General features: G+C 71.9%; 17 protein-coding genes. 10 read left to right on the top strand and 7 right to left on the bottom strand.

Annotation, left to right across the window (positions count from 1 at the left end; all coding sequences use genetic code 11):
- The first annotated feature begins 44 nt into the window (after positions 1-44).
- On the top strand, positions 45-728 hold the full coding sequence (locus AB0O53_RS36360) for a DUF4360 domain-containing protein (protein ID WP_350997444.1): 684 nt from the start codon (positions 45-47) through the stop codon (positions 726-728).
- 106 nt (positions 729-834) lie between these two features.
- Here the strand turns inward: AB0O53_RS36360 and AB0O53_RS36355 are convergent, their stop codons facing one another.
- Positions 835-1,299 carry a hypothetical protein gene (locus AB0O53_RS36355; RefSeq protein WP_350997441.1) on the bottom strand — a complete coding sequence of 155 codons (465 nt, stop codon included), beginning with the start codon at positions 1,297-1,299 and terminating at the stop codon, positions 835-837.
- Between the two features lie 100 nt (positions 1,300-1,399).
- Here AB0O53_RS36355 and AB0O53_RS36350 point away from each other — a divergent pair, with 100 nt between their 5' ends.
- A complete protein-coding gene (locus tag AB0O53_RS36350; RefSeq protein WP_350997439.1) occupies positions 1,400-1,951 on the top strand; it encodes a GNAT family N-acetyltransferase in 552 nt (183 codons plus the stop codon).
- Positions 1,952-2,124: 173 nt separating this feature from the next.
- A complete protein-coding gene (locus AB0O53_RS36345; protein ID WP_365201362.1) occupies positions 2,125-3,243 on the top strand; it encodes a hypothetical protein in 1,119 nt (372 codons plus the stop codon).
- Positions 3,244-3,301: 58 nt separating this feature from the next.
- On the opposite strand, the gene AB0O53_RS36340 is transcribed toward AB0O53_RS36345, so the two are convergent.
- A complete protein-coding gene (locus tag AB0O53_RS36340) occupies positions 3,302-4,195 on the bottom strand; it encodes an endonuclease/exonuclease/phosphatase family protein (RefSeq protein ID WP_350997433.1) in 894 nt (297 codons plus the stop codon).
- A gap of 450 nt (positions 4,196-4,645) precedes the next feature.
- Here AB0O53_RS36340 and AB0O53_RS36335 point away from each other — a divergent pair, with 450 nt between their 5' ends.
- Entirely contained in the window at positions 4,646-6,808 is a 2,163-nt protein-coding gene (locus AB0O53_RS36335; protein WP_350997430.1) for a pectate lyase-like domain-containing protein, read from the top strand.
- Between the two features lie 56 nt (positions 6,809-6,864).
- Here the strand turns inward: AB0O53_RS36335 and AB0O53_RS36330 are convergent, their stop codons facing one another.
- The 4 genes from AB0O53_RS36330 to AB0O53_RS36315 are packed head-to-tail and all read right to left on the bottom strand — an operon-like array spanning position 6,865 to position 11,503.
- Positions 6,865-8,250: a GH1 family beta-glucosidase gene (locus AB0O53_RS36330; RefSeq protein ID WP_365201358.1), complete on the bottom strand. Its 1,386-nt coding sequence runs from the start codon at positions 8,248-8,250 to the stop codon at positions 6,865-6,867.
- Complete coding sequence (locus tag AB0O53_RS36325) at positions 8,247-9,149, bottom strand: carbohydrate ABC transporter permease (RefSeq protein WP_350997424.1); 903 nt, start codon at positions 9,147-9,149, stop codon at positions 8,247-8,249. The genes AB0O53_RS36330 and AB0O53_RS36325 overlap by 4 nt, the downstream gene beginning before the upstream one ends.
- Complete coding sequence (locus AB0O53_RS36320; RefSeq protein WP_365201354.1) at positions 9,139-10,161, bottom strand: carbohydrate ABC transporter permease; 1,023 nt, start codon at positions 10,159-10,161, stop codon at positions 9,139-9,141. Before AB0O53_RS36320 ends, AB0O53_RS36325 begins: the two co-directional genes overlap by 11 nt.
- A 10-nt stretch (positions 10,162-10,171) precedes the next feature.
- Positions 10,172-11,503 carry an ABC transporter substrate-binding protein gene (locus AB0O53_RS36315; protein ID WP_365201351.1) on the bottom strand — a complete coding sequence of 444 codons (1,332 nt, stop codon included), beginning with the start codon at positions 11,501-11,503 and terminating at the stop codon, positions 10,172-10,174.
- 254 nt (positions 11,504-11,757) lie between these two features.
- Here AB0O53_RS36315 and AB0O53_RS36310 point away from each other — a divergent pair, with 254 nt between their 5' ends.
- From AB0O53_RS36310 to AB0O53_RS36290, 5 genes are all read left to right on the top strand, one after another.
- A complete protein-coding gene (locus AB0O53_RS36310; RefSeq protein ID WP_365201348.1) occupies positions 11,758-13,062 on the top strand; it encodes an ROK family transcriptional regulator in 1,305 nt (434 codons plus the stop codon).
- Between the two features lie 88 nt (positions 13,063-13,150).
- Positions 13,151-13,978 (top strand): class I SAM-dependent methyltransferase, encoded by an 828-nt coding sequence (locus AB0O53_RS36305; protein WP_365201345.1) that lies wholly within the window; start codon positions 13,151-13,153, stop codon positions 13,976-13,978.
- 175 nt (positions 13,979-14,153) lie between these two features.
- Positions 14,154-14,564 carry an Ig domain-containing protein gene (locus AB0O53_RS36300; protein WP_350997412.1) on the top strand — a complete coding sequence of 137 codons (411 nt, stop codon included), beginning with the start codon at positions 14,154-14,156 and terminating at the stop codon, positions 14,562-14,564.
- 58 nt (positions 14,565-14,622) lie between these two features.
- Entirely contained in the window at positions 14,623-15,249 is a 627-nt protein-coding gene (locus AB0O53_RS36295; protein WP_350997410.1) for a nucleoside/nucleotide kinase family protein, read from the top strand.
- 152 nt (positions 15,250-15,401) lie between these two features.
- Complete coding sequence (locus tag AB0O53_RS36290; RefSeq protein ID WP_350997408.1) at positions 15,402-15,944, top strand: hypothetical protein; 543 nt, start codon at positions 15,402-15,404, stop codon at positions 15,942-15,944.
- Between the two features lie 66 nt (positions 15,945-16,010).
- Here the strand turns inward: AB0O53_RS36290 and katG are convergent, their stop codons facing one another.
- Positions 16,011-18,200 carry a catalase/peroxidase HPI gene (gene katG, locus AB0O53_RS36285; protein ID WP_365201340.1) on the bottom strand — a complete coding sequence of 730 codons (2,190 nt, stop codon included), beginning with the start codon at positions 18,198-18,200 and terminating at the stop codon, positions 16,011-16,013.
- 325 nt (positions 18,201-18,525) lie between these two features.
- On the opposite strand from katG, the gene AB0O53_RS36280 reads away from it, so the two are divergent.
- Positions 18,526-18,981, top strand: a 456-nt coding sequence (locus AB0O53_RS36280) for a Fur family transcriptional regulator (protein ID WP_435886722.1), incomplete at its 3' end; no start/stop codon positions are given.

Raw genomic sequence — 18,981 nt, 5'->3', positions numbered from 1 at the left:
GCGTGAGCCTCGGAACCAGCACATCAAGGTCAGGAGTGACAACGATGTCCCATTCCCTGCCCCGCACACTGTTCACCGGCGCCGCGGCCGCGGCACTGATCGCCACCGCGGCCCCGGCCGGAGCGGCCGGCCCCGCGCCGCAGATCATCACACCGCCCGACAAGATCGTGATCGAACTCGCCACGGTGAACGGTTCCGGCTGTCGGGAGGGCACCGCGGAAGTGGCCGTCGCACCCGACAACACGGCCTTCACCGTCACCTACAGCGACTACCTCGCGCAGGTCGGGCCGGGTGCGCCGCCGACCGGATTCCGCAAGAACTGCCAGCTCAATCTGCGCGTCCACGTTCCTTCGGGATTCACCTACGCCATTGTCCAGGCGGACTACCGGGGATTCGCATTCCTGCAACCGGGAGCCTGGGGCCAGGAGAAGGCGAACTACTACTTCCAGGGAATGCCGCAGACCACCCAGCGCACCCATCAGTTCAACGGCCCGCTGAATGACAACTGGCAGGCGACCGACAGGACGGAGTACGCGGATCTCGTCTGGGCGCCGTGCGGTGAGAAACGCAATTTCAACATCAACACCGAACTGCGCGTGAACGCGGGCACGTCCAATCCGCAGACCGCCACCAGCTTCATGACCATGGACTCCACCGACGCGAGTGTGAGCACGCTCTACCACCTGGCCTGGCAGGCCTGCCCCGCCCCCCGGCCGCGTTCGCACTAGGACGCGCCGGCGGTGCCGACGGTGCCGGAGGTGCCGGGGGTGTCGGAGGTCCCGCGGAGCGGGATGCTGCGGCGCAGACCTCCGACACCTCCGGCGCGCACCCCGCTCAGGCAGCGCGCCGCGCCCTCGACGGGAAGTGGGAACGGGCCTCGGGCAGGTACAGGGGAACGACGGCGGCCGCGGCCAGCAGATCGGGCAGGGCGTTGACGACGGCCCACCAGACGGGATCGATCCCGTCCGTGCCGAGGCCGCTGACCCGGAAGACCAGGAACAGGGCACCGACGACGGTCAGCACCGCACGGGCCCAGCCGCGGCCTGCCCGCATCCGCGCCGCGACGGCCAGCCAGCAGGCCAGGAAGACGGCCAGCGCCCCCGCCGACAGGGCGAGTTGGGTGATCGCGCCGCTCCGCCCCGAGTGCTCGGTCAGCTCGTCCAGGCCGGTGGGCGCCACCACGAACACCCCCAGCACCCAGATCAGGGCCTCCGTCGCGACGGCCGCCAGGGTCAGCGCCCACGCCGCCTCGACCTGCCGAGGGCGCCTCGGGCCCGCGCCGCTGCTACCGGTGTTCATGACAGCCTCCTTCCGGGGTACGTCCGTTGAGAGGGCGAACGGGACCCCGAGGTTGCCTCCTGTCGGACTTTCCGCACCGGTGATCGGTTAGGTTGGCGCGATGTCCGAGATACGAACCGAACGTCTTGTCCTGCGCCAGTGGCGTGAGTCCGACCTGCGGCCCTGGGCGGCGATGAACGCCGATCCCGAAGTCCGCGAGCACTTCGACGGCGTCCTCACCCGGGAACAGAGCGAGGCGTCCGCGGCCCGCTTCCGGGCCGCCATCGAGCAGCGCGGCTGGGGCTGGTGGGCGGTCGAGGTACGGGAGACCGGCGAGTTCATCGGGTTCACCGGGCTGGACCCGGTGGACGAGGACATGCCGTTCACCGGCGTGGAGGCCGGCTGGCGGCTGGCCCGCTCGTCCTGGGGCCACGGCTTCGCCACGGAAGCCGCCCTGGCCGTCGTGGCCTTCGGCTTCGAAACCCTCGCGCTGCCCGAGATCCTCGCGGTGACCACGGCCGGCAATCTCCGCTCCCAGGCGGTGATGCGCCGTATCGGGATGACCCGGGACCCGGCCGACGACTTCGACGACCTCACCGTGCCCGCCGGGCCGCTGCGCCCGAGCGTGGTGTACCGCGTCCGGGCGGGGCTCACGGCTCCCGCCGGGTCGTAGCGCACGGGACCGTCGGCGGCCGGGCCGACGGGGCTGACCTGCGCGGGAGGCGGCGGCGCCGGGCCGGGGCCCGTGCGCGGCCGCCGCCCGCGGCGGGTTACCGTGTCCCTTCATTCGAGGGGGAAACACAGATGTCGCAGAACACGGGATGGGCACAACACCCGGGACAGCCCGTGCCACAGTGGGGAGGCGGCTGGGTGCCGCCGGCGGCGCCGAAACCGGGCGTCATACCCCTCCAACCGCTCAGCCTGGGCGACATACTCAGCGGCGCGCTCGCGTCCTTCCGCCAGTACTGGCAGCCCATGGTCGGCATCATCCTCGCCGTACAGGGCATCGGCATCCTGCTCATGACGCTGGGCATAGGCATCGCCGTCGTGGTCGTGGCCGACCGGATCGCCACCGTCCTCGACCTCCCGCCGGGCGTGGGCGCCTCCGAGGAGGACGTGATGGCCATGCTCCTGGCCTTCGTACCGGCCGCGGTGCTCCTGCTGATCACGGTGACGGTCGGCGCGGCCCTGATCAGCGCGCTGGGTCCGGCCGTGATCCAGGAGGCCGTACTCGGGCGTCGCACCACCTTCGGCGCGATCTGGCGCCGCTGCTGGTCCCGACTGCCCTCGGTGCTCGGCACCGTGCTGCTCACCGGGCTGATCGCGGGCGCGCCGATGCTCCTGGTCTACGCGATCGGCATCCCGCTGGTCATCATGTCCGCCGACGGATCCGGGCCTCCGGCAGGCCTGTTCGTGCTGATCCTGGGCGTCCTGCTCTGCCTGCCCGTCTCGGTCTGGCTCGTGACGCGCCTCAGCCTCGCGCCCGCCGCCGCGGTGTGCGAGGGGCTCGGCCCCGTCGCGGCGCTGCGCCGCTCCGCCCACCTGGTCAAGGACGGCTGGTGGCGCGCGTTCGGCATCACCATGCTCGGCCACTTCATCGCGATGGCCGGGGGCTACGCCATCCAGATGCCCTTCAGCTTCATCGGCATCGCCGCGTTCATGCCGTCCATGATCGACGCGGGCGAGCCGGGCGCGGACCCGAGCGCGGCCATCGCCGGACTCGGCGTGTACGTGGTCTGCCTGATGGTCGGCGGCCTGATCAGCGGTCTCTTCCAGTTCGGCTTCCCGCCGCTGGTCTACGCCGTGCTCTACGTCGACCTGCGGATGCGCAAGGAGAACTTCGCGGAGGCCCTGATCGCCGGCGCGCCCCCGGCCGCACCCGCACCCGCTCCGGCGTCGGCCCCGACCCCCACCACGGCACCGGCCCCGCCTCCGGCGGACACCCCGTCACCCGACCGGACCTGACAGGTCTGCCCGACCCCGCCGCCCCGGAGCGGCGGGGTCGCTTCCGTTCCGGGCCCGGTCAGGTGGTGGCCGTGACCCGCAGGAGGTTGTGGTCCGAGACCGTCGTGTCGAGCGGGAGGGCGTCGGCGGTCGCCGTCAGGACGTGCGGGGCGCTGAGGAAGACGTAGTCGAGCTTCTTCGGGCCGAAGGTCGTCTCGCCCGACCGGCAGGCGGCGGTCGTCGGCGGCGGGCAGACGGCCGGGTCGAAGAACTCCGGGTCGCCTTCGTCGCCCTCGACGAACGCACCGTGGGCGCCGTCACCGCGCTCCGGCAGGTAGAAGCGCGACAGCGTGTCCGTGCGCGGGGAGTGGTTGAAGTCGCCGCCGAGGACGACGGCGTACCCGTCGTCCAGCCACGCGCGGGCCCGTGCCGCCAGCCGGTCCGCCTCCGGCACCGCGAGGGTGCCGTCGTCCCAGTAGAGGTGGACCGAGCAGGACCAGGTGGGCCGGTCCGCGAGGGAGGCCAGGACGCAGGGCACGGTGATCGGCTCGCGTTCGCCGCCCACCGTCAGGTCGAGCTCCGCCGTGTCCGAGACCGGGCCGCGGACGAGGACGGCGTTCCCGTACGCGTACCCCTCGCAGATGGCCGGGTTGCCGCCCGGAAGGGTGGCCGAGTGGAACCCCGTGTAGCCCAGTGGCCCCAGGCGGTCGAGCAGCTCGCGGTACTGGTGTTCGCACACTTCCTGGAGGAAGAGCTGGTCGGCCGCCCAGCCCCCGGGGTCGGCCTCGGCGAGAACGGCCGCGATCCTGCGCGCACGGTCGTACGGGGGAGCGGCGCACATGTTGCCGCAGATGTTGTAGCTCGTCAGCCGGACCGTGCCGGCCGCGGCGGCACGCGGTCCGGGCGGTACGAGGACGCACCACGCGGCGGCGGTGAGCGTGAGGACGGCCAGGGCGGCAGGGGTTCGGCGCACACCCGTGATGCTTCCCGGGCGGATCCCAGGTGCCCCGGCAGTACGCGCGCATGGGCCGGAAGAGCGCAACCGCGTGCCGCCAGCCGGGTTCACGCGGGGCCCGACTCGCATACGCCACATCTCGAATGCACGGTGACGCCGTCTCCCCTCATGGAGTCACTTCCTGAATCGATGAAGGCGACTCCCGATCCCCGCCGGGCTCGCAGGCCCGGGAGACGGCGGGTCCGGACCGGGTCGGGTCTCGGTGGCAAACTCAGTACAGCCACGGAGGATTTTTTCGTCAACACTTTTCACAAGGATTGAAGAAACCCCGAGTTCACAGCCCTGGCACGCATATGACGTCTCGTCCGGTCTTCGTTTCGTGAACGCAGGAGCCCTTGACGGCCTTTCCGGCGGGCAGTTCACTCACGCTTCGATCCCCCCGGATCCACGACGTCAGGAGCACCCCGCATGCCCCTCACCCCCACAGCTCCCCGGCGATCACTGGCGGTGGCCCTGGCCGCCGCGCTGGTCGCCGCCCTCCTTGTGCTGCTGCCCGGCGGCACCCCCGCCCAGGCGGTACCCGTCCTGCTCTCGCAGGGCAAGCCGGCCACCGCCTCCAGCGTCGAGGGCGCCGGCACCCCCGCCCCGGCCGCCGTCGACGGCGACAACGGCACCCGCTGGTCCAGCCAGTTCGCCGACCCCCAGTGGATACAGGTCGACCTCGGCGCCCCCGCCCGGCTGAGCCAGGTGGTGCTGCGCTGGGAGACGGCCCACGCGCGGGCCTACCGGATCGAGTTGTCCACGAACGGCACCGACTGGAGCACCGCCCACTCCACCACCGCCGGCCCCGGGGGCGTCCAGACCCTCGACGTCACCGGCACGGCCCGCTACGTGCGGATGTACGGAACCCAGCGCGCCACCGCATGGGGCTACTCCCTCTGGGAGTTCCAGGTCTACGGCACCACCGACACCGGGCCCACGCTCCCCGGCGGCGGCGACCTCGGCCCGAACGTGATCGTCTTCGATCCCTCCACCCCCGGCATCCAGGCCCGGCTCGACGAGGTGTTCCGGCAGCAGGAGTCCGCGCAGTTCGGGTCCGGCCGCTACCAGTTCCTCTTCAAGCCCGGGACCTACCACGGCCTCAACGCCCAGATCGGCTTCTACACCTCCATCTCGGGGCTGGGCCTGAGCCCCGACGACACCACCATCAACGGGGACGTGACCGTCGACGCGGGCTGGTTCAACGGCAACGCCACGCAGAACTTCTGGCGGTCCGCCGAGAACCTGGCCCTCAACCCGGTGAGCGGTACCGACCGCTGGGCCGTCTCCCAGGCCGCGCCGTTCCGCCGGATGCACGTCAGGGGCGGACTCAACCTCTCCCCGGACGGCTACGGCTGGGCCTCCGGCGGCTACATCGCCGACTCGAAGATCGACGGGCAGGTCGGCAACTACTCGCAGCAGCAGTGGTACACCCGCGACAGCTCGATCGGCGGCTGGTCCAACGGTGTCTGGAACCAGGTCTTCTCCGGCACCCAGGGCGCACCGGCGCAGGGCTTCCCGAACCCGCCGTACACCACCCTCGACACCACCCCGGTCTCCCGCGAGAAGCCCTTCCTGTACCTCGACGGCGGCGACTACAAGGTGTTCGTGCCCGCCAAGCGGGTGAACGCGCGCGGCACCTCATGGGGCAACGGGACCGCCCCGCAGGGCAGCTCCGTCCCGCTCAGCCAGTTCTACGTGGTCAAGCCCGGCACGAGCGCCGCGACGATCAACCAGGCGCTCACCCAGGGCCTGCACCTGTTGTTCACCCCGGGCGTCTACCACGTCGACCGGACCATCCAGGTGAACCGGCCCGGCACCGTGGTCCTGGGCCTCGGCCTCGCCACCATCATCCCGGACAACGGGGTGACCGCCATGAAGGTCGGCGACGTCGACGGGGTACGGCTGGCCGGCTTCCTCATCGACGCGGGCCCGGTCAACTCCCCCTCCCTGCTGGAGGTCGGCCCCGCCGGCACCACCACCGACCACGCCGCCGACCCCACCACCGTGCAGGACGTCTTCATCCGCGTCGGCGGGGCCGGTCCCGGCAAGGCCACCGTCGGCATGGTCGTCAACAACCACGACACCATCGTCGACCACACCTGGATCTGGCGGGCCGACCACGGAGACGGCGTCGGCTGGGAGACCAACCGCTCCGACTACGGCTTCCGCGTCAACGGGGACGACGTGCTCGCCACCGGCCTCTTCGTCGAGCACTTCAACAAGTACGACGTGCAGTGGAACGGCGAACGCGGCCGGACGATCTTCTTCCAGAACGAGAAGGCGTACGACGCCCCCAACCAGGCGGCGATCCAGAACGGCTCGATCAAGGGGTACGCCGCCTACCGGGTGGCGGACTCGGTCTCCGTCCACGAGGGATGGGGGCTGGGCAGCTACTGCTACTACAACGTCGACCCGACGATCCGTCAGGAGCACGGCTTCCAGGCCCCGGTCACACCGGGTGTGAGGTTCCACGACCTGCTGGTGGTCTCGCTCGGCGGCAACGGCCAGTACGAGCACGTCATCAACAGCACGGGCGCCCCCACCTCGGGTACCTCCACCGTCCCCTCCACGATCGTCTCCTTCCCCTGACCCTTCCGGACCGGGCGCGTGCGCCGCGGGGCGGCAGGTGCCGCCCCGGCGCACGGTCACCGGGTCCGCGACCGGTGGGCGGCGATGATGCCGGCGTAGTGGCGTCCGCTGGACTTCACGGTGCGCCGCTGCGTGGCGTAGTCGACGTGGACCAGGCCGAAGCGCTTGTCGTAGCCGTAGGCCCATTCGAAGTTGTCCAGCAGGGACCATGCGTAGTACCCCGCCACGGGCGCGCCCCTGCGGGCGGCGCGGGCGCAGGCGGCGAGGTGGGCGGTGAGGTAGGCGGCCCGCTCCGGGTCGTGGACGGTGCCGTCCGGGGCGACGGTGTCGGGGTAGGCGGAGCCGTTCTCGGTGATGTGGACGGGCCCGGCGCCGTACTCCAGGTGCAGGCGCATGATCAGGGTCTCCAGGCCGCCGGCGTCGACCTCCCAGTCCATGCCGGTACGCCGGACACCGGGACGGGAGATCTGCCGGGCGTACGGAGCGGGACCCTCCGGGTCGGCGGTGACGACCTGCGGGAAGTAGTAGTTCAGCCCGATCCAGTCGAGGGGTGCGGCGATGGCGTCCAGGTCGCCCGCGCGCTCGGGCAGCTCGACCCGGTACACCGCGCGCATGTCGGCGGGGAACCCCCGGCCGTGCACCGGGTCGAGCCACCAGCGGTTGACGTGCCCGTCCATCCTGCGGGCCGCTTCGAGGTCGGCCTCGCGGGGGGTCGCGGGCTCGACGGTCGAGAGGTTGTTGACGATGCCGATCCGGGCGTCCGGGGCGGCCGCCCGGACGGCGGCGGCGGCGAGGCCGTGGCCGAGCAGGAGGTGGTAGGAGGCGCGGACGGCGGCGGTCAGGTCGCGCAGGCCGGGAGCCATCCGGCCCTCCAGGTGGCCGATCCAGGCGGAGCACAGCGGCTCGTTGAGGGTGGCCCACTGGGTGACGCGGTCGCCGAGGCGCGCGGCGACCAGCCCCGCGTACGAGGCGAAGTGCTGCGCGGTGTCCCGTACGGGCCAGCCCCCGCGGTCCTGGAGGGCCTGGGGCAGGTCCCAGTGGTAGAGGGTGACGGAGGGCTGGATGCCGGCGGCGAGGAGGGCGTCGACGAGGCGGTCGTAGAAGTCCAGGCCCTTGGGGTTGGCCGGGCCCGCGCCGTCGGGGACGATGCGCGGCCAGGCGACCGAGAGCCGGTAGGCGTTGGTGCCCAGCTGCCGCATCAGGGCGATGTCCTCGGGCCAGCGGTGGTAGTGGTCGCAGGCCGTGTCGCCGGTGTGCCCGCCGTCGACGGCGCCGGGCACGCGGGAGAAGGTGTCCCAGATGGAGGGCGCCCGGCCGTCCTCGGCGACGGCGCCCTCGATCTGGTAGGCCGACGTGGCGGTGCCCCAGAGGAAGTCGCGGGGCAGCGCACCGACGTCGACGGCGTCCGCGCCGGTCGCGGGAAGGCTTTCGTGGGGGCTCATTTGACGGCTCCTGCCGTGAGTCCGGCCACCAGGTACTTCTGCAGCAGAAGGAATCCGGCGACGACGGGGATGCTGACGACGAGTGAGGCGGCCATGATCTGGTTCCAGTAGACGTCGTTCTGCGTGGAGTAGCCCTGGAGGCCGACGGCCAGGGTGCGGGTGGCGTCGTTGGTCATGACGGACGCGAAGAGGACCTCACCCCACGCGGTCATGAAGGCGTAGACGGCGACGGCGACGATGCCGGGGACCGCGGCGGGCACCACGACGCGGAACAGCGCGCCGAGAGGACCGCAGCCGTCGACCATGGCCGCCTCGTCGAGGTCGCGCGGCACCGAGTCGAAGTAGCCGATCAGCATCCAGATGGAGAAGGGGAGGGAGAAGGTGAGGTACGTGAGGATCAGCGCGCCGCGGGAGCCGTAGAGGGCGATCCCGGTGGCGTTGCCGATGTTCACGAAGATCAGGAACAGGGGGAGCAGGAAGAGGATCCCCGGGAACATCTGGGTGGAGAGCACCGTCAGGGTGAACAGCCGCCTGCCGCGGAAGCGGTGCCGGCTGACGGCGTAGGCCGCGAAGACGGCGATCACGACGGACGCGACGGTGGCGGCGCCCGCCACGATCAGCGAGTTCACCAGGTACTTGGCGAGCGGGACCGTGTGCCAGATGTCGGTGTAGGGGCGCAGGGTGAGCCCGCTCGGGATCCAGCGGAACCGTCCGGCGACGTCCTGGAGCGGTTTGAGGGAGCTGGTGACCATCACGAAGACGGGCAGCAGCGTGAAGGCGGCGAGCAGGGTGAGGAAGACGGCGCGCAGGGCCCGGAACGAGGCCGGCGGATCGAGGGGGCCGCGGGCGCGGCGGCCGCGGCGGGCGCGGACCCCGGGGGAGTGCGTGCTAGCGGGCATCGGCGTCCTTCCGGCCGCGACCGGTCAGCAGGAGGTACGCGGCGGTGACGAGGAGCAGGAAGAGCAGCAGCAGGACGGACATGGCCGAACCGGTGCCGAAGTTCCAGGTGACGAAGCTCGATTGGTAGATGTGGATGGAGACGAGGTCGGCGGCCTCGGGGGCCGATCTGCCGAACAGCAGGAAGGGGGTGTTGAAGTCGTTGAAGGTCCACAGGAACAGGACGAGGACCAGCACCTGGTTGACGGCGCCGAGCGAGGGCAGTGTGATGCGGCGGATCTGCTGCCACACGCCCGCGCCGTCGAGGGCGGCGGCCTCGTACAGGTCCCCCGGGATGTTCTGGAGGGCGGCCGTCACGATGAGGAAGGCGAAGGGCCAGCTCTTCCAGACGGAGACGGTCAGCATCGCCCAGAAGCTGTTGTCGCCGATCAGCCAGAAGGTGTTCTCGGCGCCGCCGAGGCCCAACTGGTCGTGGATGACGTGGTTCACCAGGCCGTTGTCCCGCTGGAACATGAACGCCCAGGTGATGACGGCCGCGTAGGCGGGCAGGGCGTACGGGACGAAGAACAGCGCGCGCAGCAGCCCGCGGCCGCGGAAGGAGTGCTGGGTGAACACCGCCGCGGCGGTGCCCAGCAGCCAGCACAGGGCGACGGACAGGAAGGTGAACAGGCAGGTCGTGACGAAGGAGTCGAGGAGGGCCCGGCCCACGGGCCGGTTGACGTCGACGGCCAGCTCGTAGTTGTCGAAGCCCGTCCACGGCGCCAGGGACCAGTCCCGGATGAAGAACTGGGTGAGCCTGCGGAAGCTCATCAGGATCCCCATCACCATGGGGACGAGGTGGACGAGCAGTTCGAGCAGCAGGGCGGGCAGCAGGAGCAGGTAGGGCAGGGCGCTGCGGCGGACCCGCCCGGGGCGGCGGGCGGGGGCGGGGGCGGGGACGCCGTTCGTCCCCGGCGCGGTGGTCCCGGTGGGCGGGCCGGTCCCGGGCGGGACCGTACGGGGCGCGGTGGTCATGGCCGGCGGCTCAGTTCGCCATCTGCTGCTGGGCCTTGGCGAGCCTGGCCCGGACCGACTCGGTGGTCACCGGCCGGCCCGCCGCGGCGTCGGCGAAGAGTTCCTTGACGGCCGTGCCGACGGTCGTCTCGAACTGCGACTCCTCGGGCACCTGGGGGAGCGGGGCGGCGCTGGTGGCGAGCGTGTCGCGCAGGACGGTGAGGTCCGGGTCCGCGAAGGCCGGGTCGCTCTGCGCCGCCTTGACGGGCGGGATGGAGCCGTAGGTCCTGTTGAGGATCTTCTGCTCCTCGTCGCTCGTCATGAACCCCACGAACTTCAGGGCTCCGTCGAGGTTGTCGGTGTTCTTGAAGACGGCCATGTTGATGCCGGCGACCATCGAGTTGACGCCCGTGCCGGTCCCCGGGGCGGCGCCGGCCGGGACCGGGACGGGGGCCGTGCCCCAGTCGCCCTCCTTCATCCCGTGGGCCTTGAACGAGCCGGCCGCGCTCTGCCACAGCACCATGGCGGTCCGGCCGCCCGCGAAGTCCTGGAGGGACTGGTTCTTGTCGTACTCGGCGTTGCCGGGCGCCACGATCCGGGCCTCGGCCATCAGGTCCACGTACTGCTTGACGGCGGCGACGTTGGCGGGGGTGTCGAAGGTGGGTTTGCCGGCGGCGTCGAAGAAGGACCCGCCGTGCTGCCGCGACAGGACGAAGACCTGGTGGATGTTGTTGGCGAGGTTGGCTCCCTCGGCGCCCAGCGCCCACTTCCCGGACGTGCCGCCGCCGCTGATCCTGCGGCCGGTCTCGACGAGTTCGTCCCAGGTCGCGGGCGGCTTCTCGATGCCCGCCTCCTGGAACATCTTCTTGTTGTAGTAGAGGGCGTAGGCCATGGAGTAGAGGGGGACGGCGGCCGGGTCCTGCCCGGCGGCCCCGGCCGAGCCGATGGCGGACGCCACGAAGCGGTCCCGGCCCCCGACGGCCTCGAAGTTCTCGGCGGTCCAGGGCAGCAGCGCGCCGGTGGCCTGGAGCGAGGCGGACCAGGTGTTGCCGATGTTCAGGACGTCGGGGCCCTGCCCGGAGGCGGTCGCGGCGAGGATCCGGTTCAGCAGGTCGGACCAGGGGATCACCTCCAGCTTGACCTTGATGCCGGTCCGCTCCTCGAACTTCTTCAGCTCCGGGCCGAGGGCAGCCTGGTCGGCCGCGATGTCGGCCCCCTGGTTGGAAGCCCAGTACGTGAGCTCGCCGGGGGCGGAGTTCGAGCCGGCGCCGTCCGTGGTCCCGCCGCCGCACCCGGTGGCGGTGGCGAGCAGGGCGGCGACGGTGACGGCTGCGGCGGTGGCTGTTGCGGTGGATCTGCGCATGACGGCTCGGTCCCTTTCGGCGGGGGCGGGAGGAAGGCCGGTGGGCGGGTCGATCGGGTCGGCGGACGGAGCCGCGGGCGGGATGGGCCCGGGCTTCCGGTGTCGCCGCGGAGTGCCTGCGGTGCTGGACCGACCGCTTGGTCCAGGCCTTAATTTAGGACGTGAGTTAAGCGGCGCGGGAGGGTCGCGTCAAGGGCTCGCGCAAGGGTATGTTGCGACCGGAGTCACGTGGACGTGACGGCGGAAGGGGCCAGATGACGACAGCTCGTGGCGGACGCACCGTACGGGACCTGCGACGCGGCAACCGCGGCGCCGTGCTCCAGCGGCTGTACTTCGGCGGCCCGATGAGCCGCCAGGAACTCGGACCCGCGACCGGGCTGAGCTCCGGCTCCGTCAGCAACGTCGTCGGCGAACTCGTCGCGGACGGGCTCCTGGAGGAGGCCGGCGTCGTCGACTCCGACGGCGGCCGCCCCCGCACCCTGCTGCGCGTCCGCCCCGGCAGCGCGCACATGATCGGCGTCGACGTCGGCGAGACCCGGGTCCGCGTCGAGCTCTTCGACCTGGCCCTGACCGAACTCGCCCGCACCGAGCTGCCGTTGCTGCCCCGCGGCTGCTACGACGTCGCGGCGGTCGTCGATCACGTCGCGGCCGGTATCGCCGCCGTGCTGGCCGACGCCGGCCTCGGCGCCGACCGGCTGCTGGGCGTCGGGGTCGGCGTACCCGGCATCGTGGACCACGACGCACCGGGCGGATCCGTGGTGCACGGCCAGACCATCGGCTGGGACGCCGTCCCGCTGGAGCGGCTGCTGCGCGCCACCGGGGTGCTGCCGGTCGAGGTCCCGTACCTCATCGACAACGGCGCGCGGACCCTCGGGCAGGCGGAGATGTGGTTCGGCGCCGGACGCGGGGCCAAGGACGCGGTCGTCGTGCTCTTCGGCTCGGGCGTCGGCGCGAGCCTGATCACCGACGGGTCGCCGGACGGCGGGACCACCGAGGGCACCCCCCTGGAATGGGGCCACCTCACCGTCTCGGTACGGGGCAGGCGCTGCCGCTGCGGCGCACTGGGCTGCCTGGAGGCCTACACGGGCGCGGAGTCGCTGCTGGCCCGCTGGGCGGAACGAGGCGGCGGCCCCGCACGGTCCGGGGCGGTGGACGAGGAGGAGGCGCTCTCGGAACTCCTCGCGGCGGCGCGCGCGGCGGATCCCGTCGCCGTGGAGCTCCTGGAGGAGACGGCGGAGTACCTGGGCGCGGGCCTGTCGGACCTGGTCAACCTGTTCCAGCCGGAGCGGATCCTGATCGGCGGCTGGGCGGGGCTGCTGCTCGGCCCGTACATCCTGCCCTCGGTGCGGGAGCACGCGACCCGCTACTCCCTGCGCCACCCGGCCGGACGGGTCACGGTGGGCCTCGGCGCGCTCGGGCCGGACGCGGTCACCGTCGGCGCGGCCACGCTCCCGCTGTCGGCCTTCTTCGCCACCGGCGGCCGGCGGTCCGCGCCGGAGCCCGCAGCCGAGCCCCCGGCCTGGCACGTGTCGCTGTCGACCCGGGCCGGCGGAGCCTGACGCCGCAGCCCGACGACGATGTGCGTGCGGGCCGGCCCGCCCGGCCCGACGGCACGCGCGTACGGCCGATCGAGGGGACAATTGCCCCATGGCTGACACCGGACCCGCGCCGGACGGCGCCGGCTCCCCGGGCGCGGGGCGCTACGGCGAACAGGTCTTCCGGCCCGACCAGGGAGGCGAGGGCGACCGCATCGACCTCGGCGCCCTCGCCTACGACGACACCACCATGGCCCGGCTCCGGGCGCTGGGGGCGGGCCCCGGCTGGACCTGCCTGGACGTCGGAGCCGGGACGGGTACGGTGGCCCGCCGCCTGCTGGCCGAAGCGGGGGTCGCCGAGGTCCTTGCCGTGGACCGCGACGTGCGGTTCCTCGCCGCGCACCCCCTGACCGGACTGACCGCGCTCCAGGCCGACGTCACCGCCGACGACTTCGCCCCGGGCCTCTTCCGGCTGGTCCACGCCCGGTTCGTGCTCATGCACCTGCCCTCCCCGCGGCGCATGGTCGCCCGGCTGAGCAGCCTCCTCGCCCCCGGCGGCGTACTCGTCGTCAGCGACGCGGTCGACCTCACCACGGCCTCCGCGCCCCGCACGCCGTACACCCGCGCCATGCGGGCCATGTGGCAGGGGCTGCGCGACAGCATCGGCACGGACGTCTCCCACGTCCCGCGGCACCCCGAGCTGTTGCGGGAGGCCGGGCTGGATTCGGTGGCGGCCGAGATCCACGTACCGCCCCTCCTGCCGGGGAGCCCGATCAGCCGGTTCTGGGCCGACACCTGGGAGCGGGCCCGCGGCGCGATGGTGGGAACGGGTCTCGTCGACGACGCGGGTCTGGACGAAGCCCTGGCCCAGCTGGATTCGCCCCACTGGACCGGGCTGTCCCCCGGCATGCTCACGGCCTGGGGCCGAAAGCCGGCCTGACGGAGGGTTCCCCGGGTGAAACGCCCGGTGCGGTGCCATCGACGCGGTCGCCCCGGACGCCTATGATTCCGACGCCCCATCGCACCTCGAACACACATACCCAGCACGGGTGTCGACGGCGTTCCGGGACTCGTACCGCGGCCGCCGGCGCCACCCGACGAGTTCGGAGGTCCTGTTGAGCACGCACTTACGCACCCCGCGCAGACTCGCCGCCCTGGCCGTCGGCCTGACGGCTCTCCTGGCAGCACCGGCCGGTCCGGCCCTCGCCGCGCCGCAGGCCGCCGCACCCGCGGTCCACGACGTGGCGGCCGCCCCCGTCGTGGCCAACCCCGGCAACCAGGTCGGCTACCAGTGGGACAGCGCCCACCTGCAGATGACGGCCACCGGCGGCGTGAAACCGTACACCTGGTCGGCCTCGAACCTGCACCTCGGTACCTCGATCAACCCTTCGACCGGCCTCATCTCGGGCGTCCTGCGCGGCAGCGGAACCCGTACCGTCACCGTCACCGCCAAGGACGCCACGGGCGCCTCGGCCTCGGTCTCCTTCACCTGGCGCGTCATCCGCGACGCCTGCCCCCGCTGCTGACCGCGTGCCGGCCCGGCCCGCCCCTCCGCACCGCCCGGCCCTCGGGCAGGATACGCACGTGCAGACGACCACGGAGCTGGTGGAGAGGGCGGCCGGGCTGGCCGCACGCGGCGGCCGGCGGATCCTCGGCGTGGCCGGGCCGCCGGGCGCCGGGAAGTCGACGCTGGCCGCCCGGCTGGCCGAAGCGCTCGGCCCGCGGACGGCCGTGGTGGTCCCGATGGACGGATTCCACCTCGCCCGGGCCGAGTTGAACCGCTTGGGGAGGGCCGACCGCAAGGGTGCCCCGGACACCTTCGACGCGGCCGGCTACGTATGCCTGCTGGCCCGGCTGCGCGCGTCCGCGACCGGCAGTGCCACGGTCTACGCCCCCGCCTTCGACCGCTCCCTCGAGGAGCCGATCGCGGGCAGCATTCCCGTGCCCCCGGACGTACCGCTGGTGATCACCGAGGGGAACTACCTGCTGCACGACGCGGGGGAGTGGGCCGCGGTGCGGCCGCTGCTGGACGAGGCCTGGTACTGCGCCCCGGACGAAGGCACTCGGGTACGGCGCCTGGTCGAACGGCACGTCCGCCACGGCAGGGATCCGGCCGGCGCACGCGCATGGGTGGAGCGCTCCGACGAGGCGAACGCCCGCCTCGTCGCCCGGGGTCGGCACCTCGCCGACCTCGTCGTCGACCCCGGTTGAACCCGTCCTGTCCCGTCACCCGAGGGGAGCGGAGCGGGGTGTGGGCGGGGCGTGGGCGTGGCGGAATCGGGATGTCCGAATGCGCTGTTAGGGTGACGTGTGCCCGTCAAGGCGGGCGCATTTCGGTTCCTGACACACCAACGGGGTAGAACGTGAAGTTTCGTCATGTCCGCGCGATAGCCGTGTTCGGCATCGCCATCGTCGCGCTCACCGGTGCCCGCGGTTCCCACGGCGCCAGCTGCGGCGGCGGAAGCAGCCACTCCAGCTCCGGCAGCTCCGGCGGCAGCAGCAGTGGCGGCACCAGCAGCGGCACCAGCGGGAGCGACAGCACCAGCGGCACCAGCGGTACGAGCAGCAGCTCCGGCGGCACCACCACCACGGGCGGTTCCGGCCGGGACAAGGCCGAGCGCGACATCAAGATCGACAGCTGCAAGCTGGACGGCACCGGCAAGAACCTGGTCGCCCGCCTGACCGTCACCAACAGCGGTTCGGTGGACTACACCTACAACGTGACCATGAAGTTCAACCCGGCCGCCGGGTCGAGCGCGGTCGCGGCCACGGCCCGGGTGAACAGCCTCAAGGTCAAGGCCGGCGCGTCCCAGCAGACCGAGGCCACCGCGCCGTACACCGGCAAGGGCGACGGCAGCGAGTACAAGGAGTGCGTGGTCTCCACCGCGTCGAAGAGCGCGCTCTGACAGCCGCCCCGGCACACCGCCGGCGTCCCGGCCGGCCGCTGCGCGCGCCCGGCCGGGACGTCCGCGTCAGACGAGGTCGAACCGGTCGAGGTTCATCACCTTGTCCCAGGCCGCCACGAAGTCGCGGACGAACTTCTCCCGCGCGTCCTTGGCGGCGTAGACCTCCGCGAGGGCCCGCAGCTGGGAGTTCGAACCGAAGACGAGGTCCACGGCGGTCGCGGTCCACCGGGGCTCGCCCTTGCCGCCGGCCCGGCCCTCGAAGACGTTCTCGTCCGTGGCCGACGCCTTCCACTGCGTGCCCATGTCCAGCAGGTTGACGAAGAAGTCGTTCGTCAGGGTCTCCGGCCGGTCGGTGAACACGCCGTGCCGGGACTGCCGGAAGCCCGTGTCCAGGGCCCGCATGCCGCCGATCAGCACCGTCATCTCGGGCGCCGTCAGGTCCAGCATGTTCGCGCGGTCCAGCAGCAGGGTCTCCGGCGCCAGCTTCTCGCCCGCCGGCAGGTAGTTGCGGAACCCGTCCGCCCGCGGTTCGAGCACGGCGAACGACTCCGTGTCCGTCTGCTCCTGCGTGGCGTCGGTGCGCCCGGGCGCGAACGGGACCGTGATGTCGAGCCCCGCGTTCCTGGCCGCCTGCTCGATCGCCGCGCACCCGCCCAGGACGATCAGGTCCGCCAGCGAAACCTTGGTCCCGCCGCCCTGCGAGGCGTTGAAGTCCGCCTGGATCCCTTCGAGGGTCCGCACCACCTGGGCGACCTCGGGCAGGTCGTTGGCCTCCCAGTCCTTCTGCGGCGCGAGCCGGATCCGGGCGCCGTTCGCCCCGCCGCGCTTGTCGGTGCCGCGGAAGCTGGCCGCCGACGCCCACGCCGTGGTGACCAGTTGGGAGACGGACAGCCCGGAGGCCAGGATCCGTCCCTTGAGCGCGGCCACGTCCCCGGCCGAGACCAGCTCGTGGTCGACCGCGGGAACGGGGTCCTGCCACAGCTGCGGTTCGGGGATCCACGGGCCGAGGTAGCGCGAGAGCGGCCCCATGTCGCGGTGCAGCAGCTTGTACCAGGCCTTGGCGAACGCCTCCGCGAGCTTGTCCGGGTTCTCGTGGAAGCTCTTCGAGATCGGCGCGTAGACCGGATCCAGCTTCAGCGCGAGGTCCGTCGTCAGCATCATCGGGGCGTGCTGCTTCGACGGATCGTGCGCGTCCGGAACCGTGCCCTGGGCCTCGGGGTCCGTGGGGGTCCACTGCTGCGCCCCGGCCGGGCTCGTCGTCAACTCCCAGTCGTACGTGAACAGGTTGTCCAGGTACCCGTTGTCCCACGTCGTCGGCCGGGTCGTCCATGCACCCTCGAGGCCGCTGGTGATCGCGTCGACGCCGCTGCCGCTGCCGTAGGAGTTGTGCCAGCCGAGGCCCTGCTGCTCGACCGGGGCGGCCTCCGGCTCCGGGCCGACGTACTCGGGATCGACCGCGCCGTGGCACTTGCCGAAGGTGTGGCCGCCGACGATGAGCGCGACCGTCTCCTCGTCGTTCATCGCCATGCGGGCGAACGTCTCACGAATGTCCCGGGCAGCGGCGATCGGATCCGGATTTCCGTTGGGACCCTCGGGATTGACGTAGATCAGCCCCATCTGCACGGCGCCGAAAGGACCGGTGAGTTCCCGGTCGCCGCGGTAGCGCTCGTCTCCCAGCCATGTGTCCTCGGGTCCCCAGAAGACTTCCTCCGGCTCCCAGATGTCCTCCCGTCCGAAGCCGAATCCGAAAGTCTTGAACCCCATCGACTCCATTGCGCAGTTGCCTGCGAACACCAGCAGGTCGGCCCAGGAAATCTTCCGGCCGTACTTCTGCTTGACCGGCCAGAGCAGACGGCGCGCCTTGTCCAGACTCGCGTTGTCCGGCCAGCTGTTGAGGGGGGCGAAGCGCTGCGCGCCGGAACCGCCGCCGCCGCGGCCGTCGGCGATGCGGTACGTACCCGCGGCGTGCCAGCTCATCCGGATGAAGAGCGGCCCGTAGTGGCCGTAGTCGGCGGGCCACCAGTCCTGCGAGGTGGTCATCACCTCGAAGACGTCGCGCTTCAGCGCGTCGACGTCCAGGGTCGCGAACTCTTCCGCGTAGTCGAAGTCCTCGCCCATCGGATTGGCCTGGGGCGAGTTCTGGTGGAGAACCTGAAGGTCCAGCTGATTCGGCCACCAGTCCCGGTTCGTCCTGGGACGAGTGGGCTCGGGTGTCGGGGAGGGGATTGCGGGGTTCTCGCTTTCACTGCCGGACACGTCCGTCCTTCTTCCTGTCTCGGTGCTTCCATCTGCTGGCTGCTCGCTCTTGACAGCGTCCGTATGGTCGCGCACCGGGGACCGAGCGGCGGAGAGAACACGCAGGGCGCACCCGTCCAACCGGCATTCCCGCTGCCCGGCCCGCACGGGAAAACAGGGAAAAGGAGAGAAGAGGAGAGATCGTAGGATCATCGTTATCGCTTCGCCGGTGGGAAAGCCCCGTCCGCCATTCCCCGCCGGGTAACCTGTAGCTCGCTTTTTCGGGCCCGCGGCAGGGTCCGCCGAAGTCCTTGTGTCCCGCCGAGCGTGAACTGGTGAGCCGAAAATGAGTGACCTGCTGGAGCGGCTGCGGGGGCGCGGCTGGCGCCTGACGTCCCAGCGGCGTGTCGTCGCGGAGGTCCTCGACGGCGAGCACGTGCACCTGACGGCCGACGAGGTGCACGCCCGCGCGGCCGGACGGCTGCCCGAGATCTCCCGGGCCAGCGTCTACAACACGCTGGGCGAGCTGGTCGCCCTCGGTGAGGTCGCGGAGCTCTCCGCGCACGGGCGGGCCAAGCGCTACGACCCCAACGCGCACCACCCGCACCAGCACCTGGTGTGCTCCGGCTGCGGGCTCATCCGCGACGTCCACCCGACCGGCGATCCCCTGGCAGGCCTGCCGGCGCAGGAGCGGTTCGGCTTCGCGGTGCCGAGAACACCCTGGTGTGGGCGGAACTCCACGTACCCGACCCCGTCGCCGACATCGCCTTCTACGCCGGGCTGTTCGGGTGGCGGTACGCCG

The sequence above is a fragment of the Streptomyces erythrochromogenes genome, from assembly GCF_040684695.1.
Taxonomy (GTDB): domain Bacteria; phylum Actinomycetota; class Actinomycetes; order Streptomycetales; family Streptomycetaceae; genus Streptomyces; species Streptomyces erythrochromogenes_C.
Note: the sequence above shows the minus strand (reverse complement) of the source record. Positions and strands in the feature narration are given on the sequence as shown.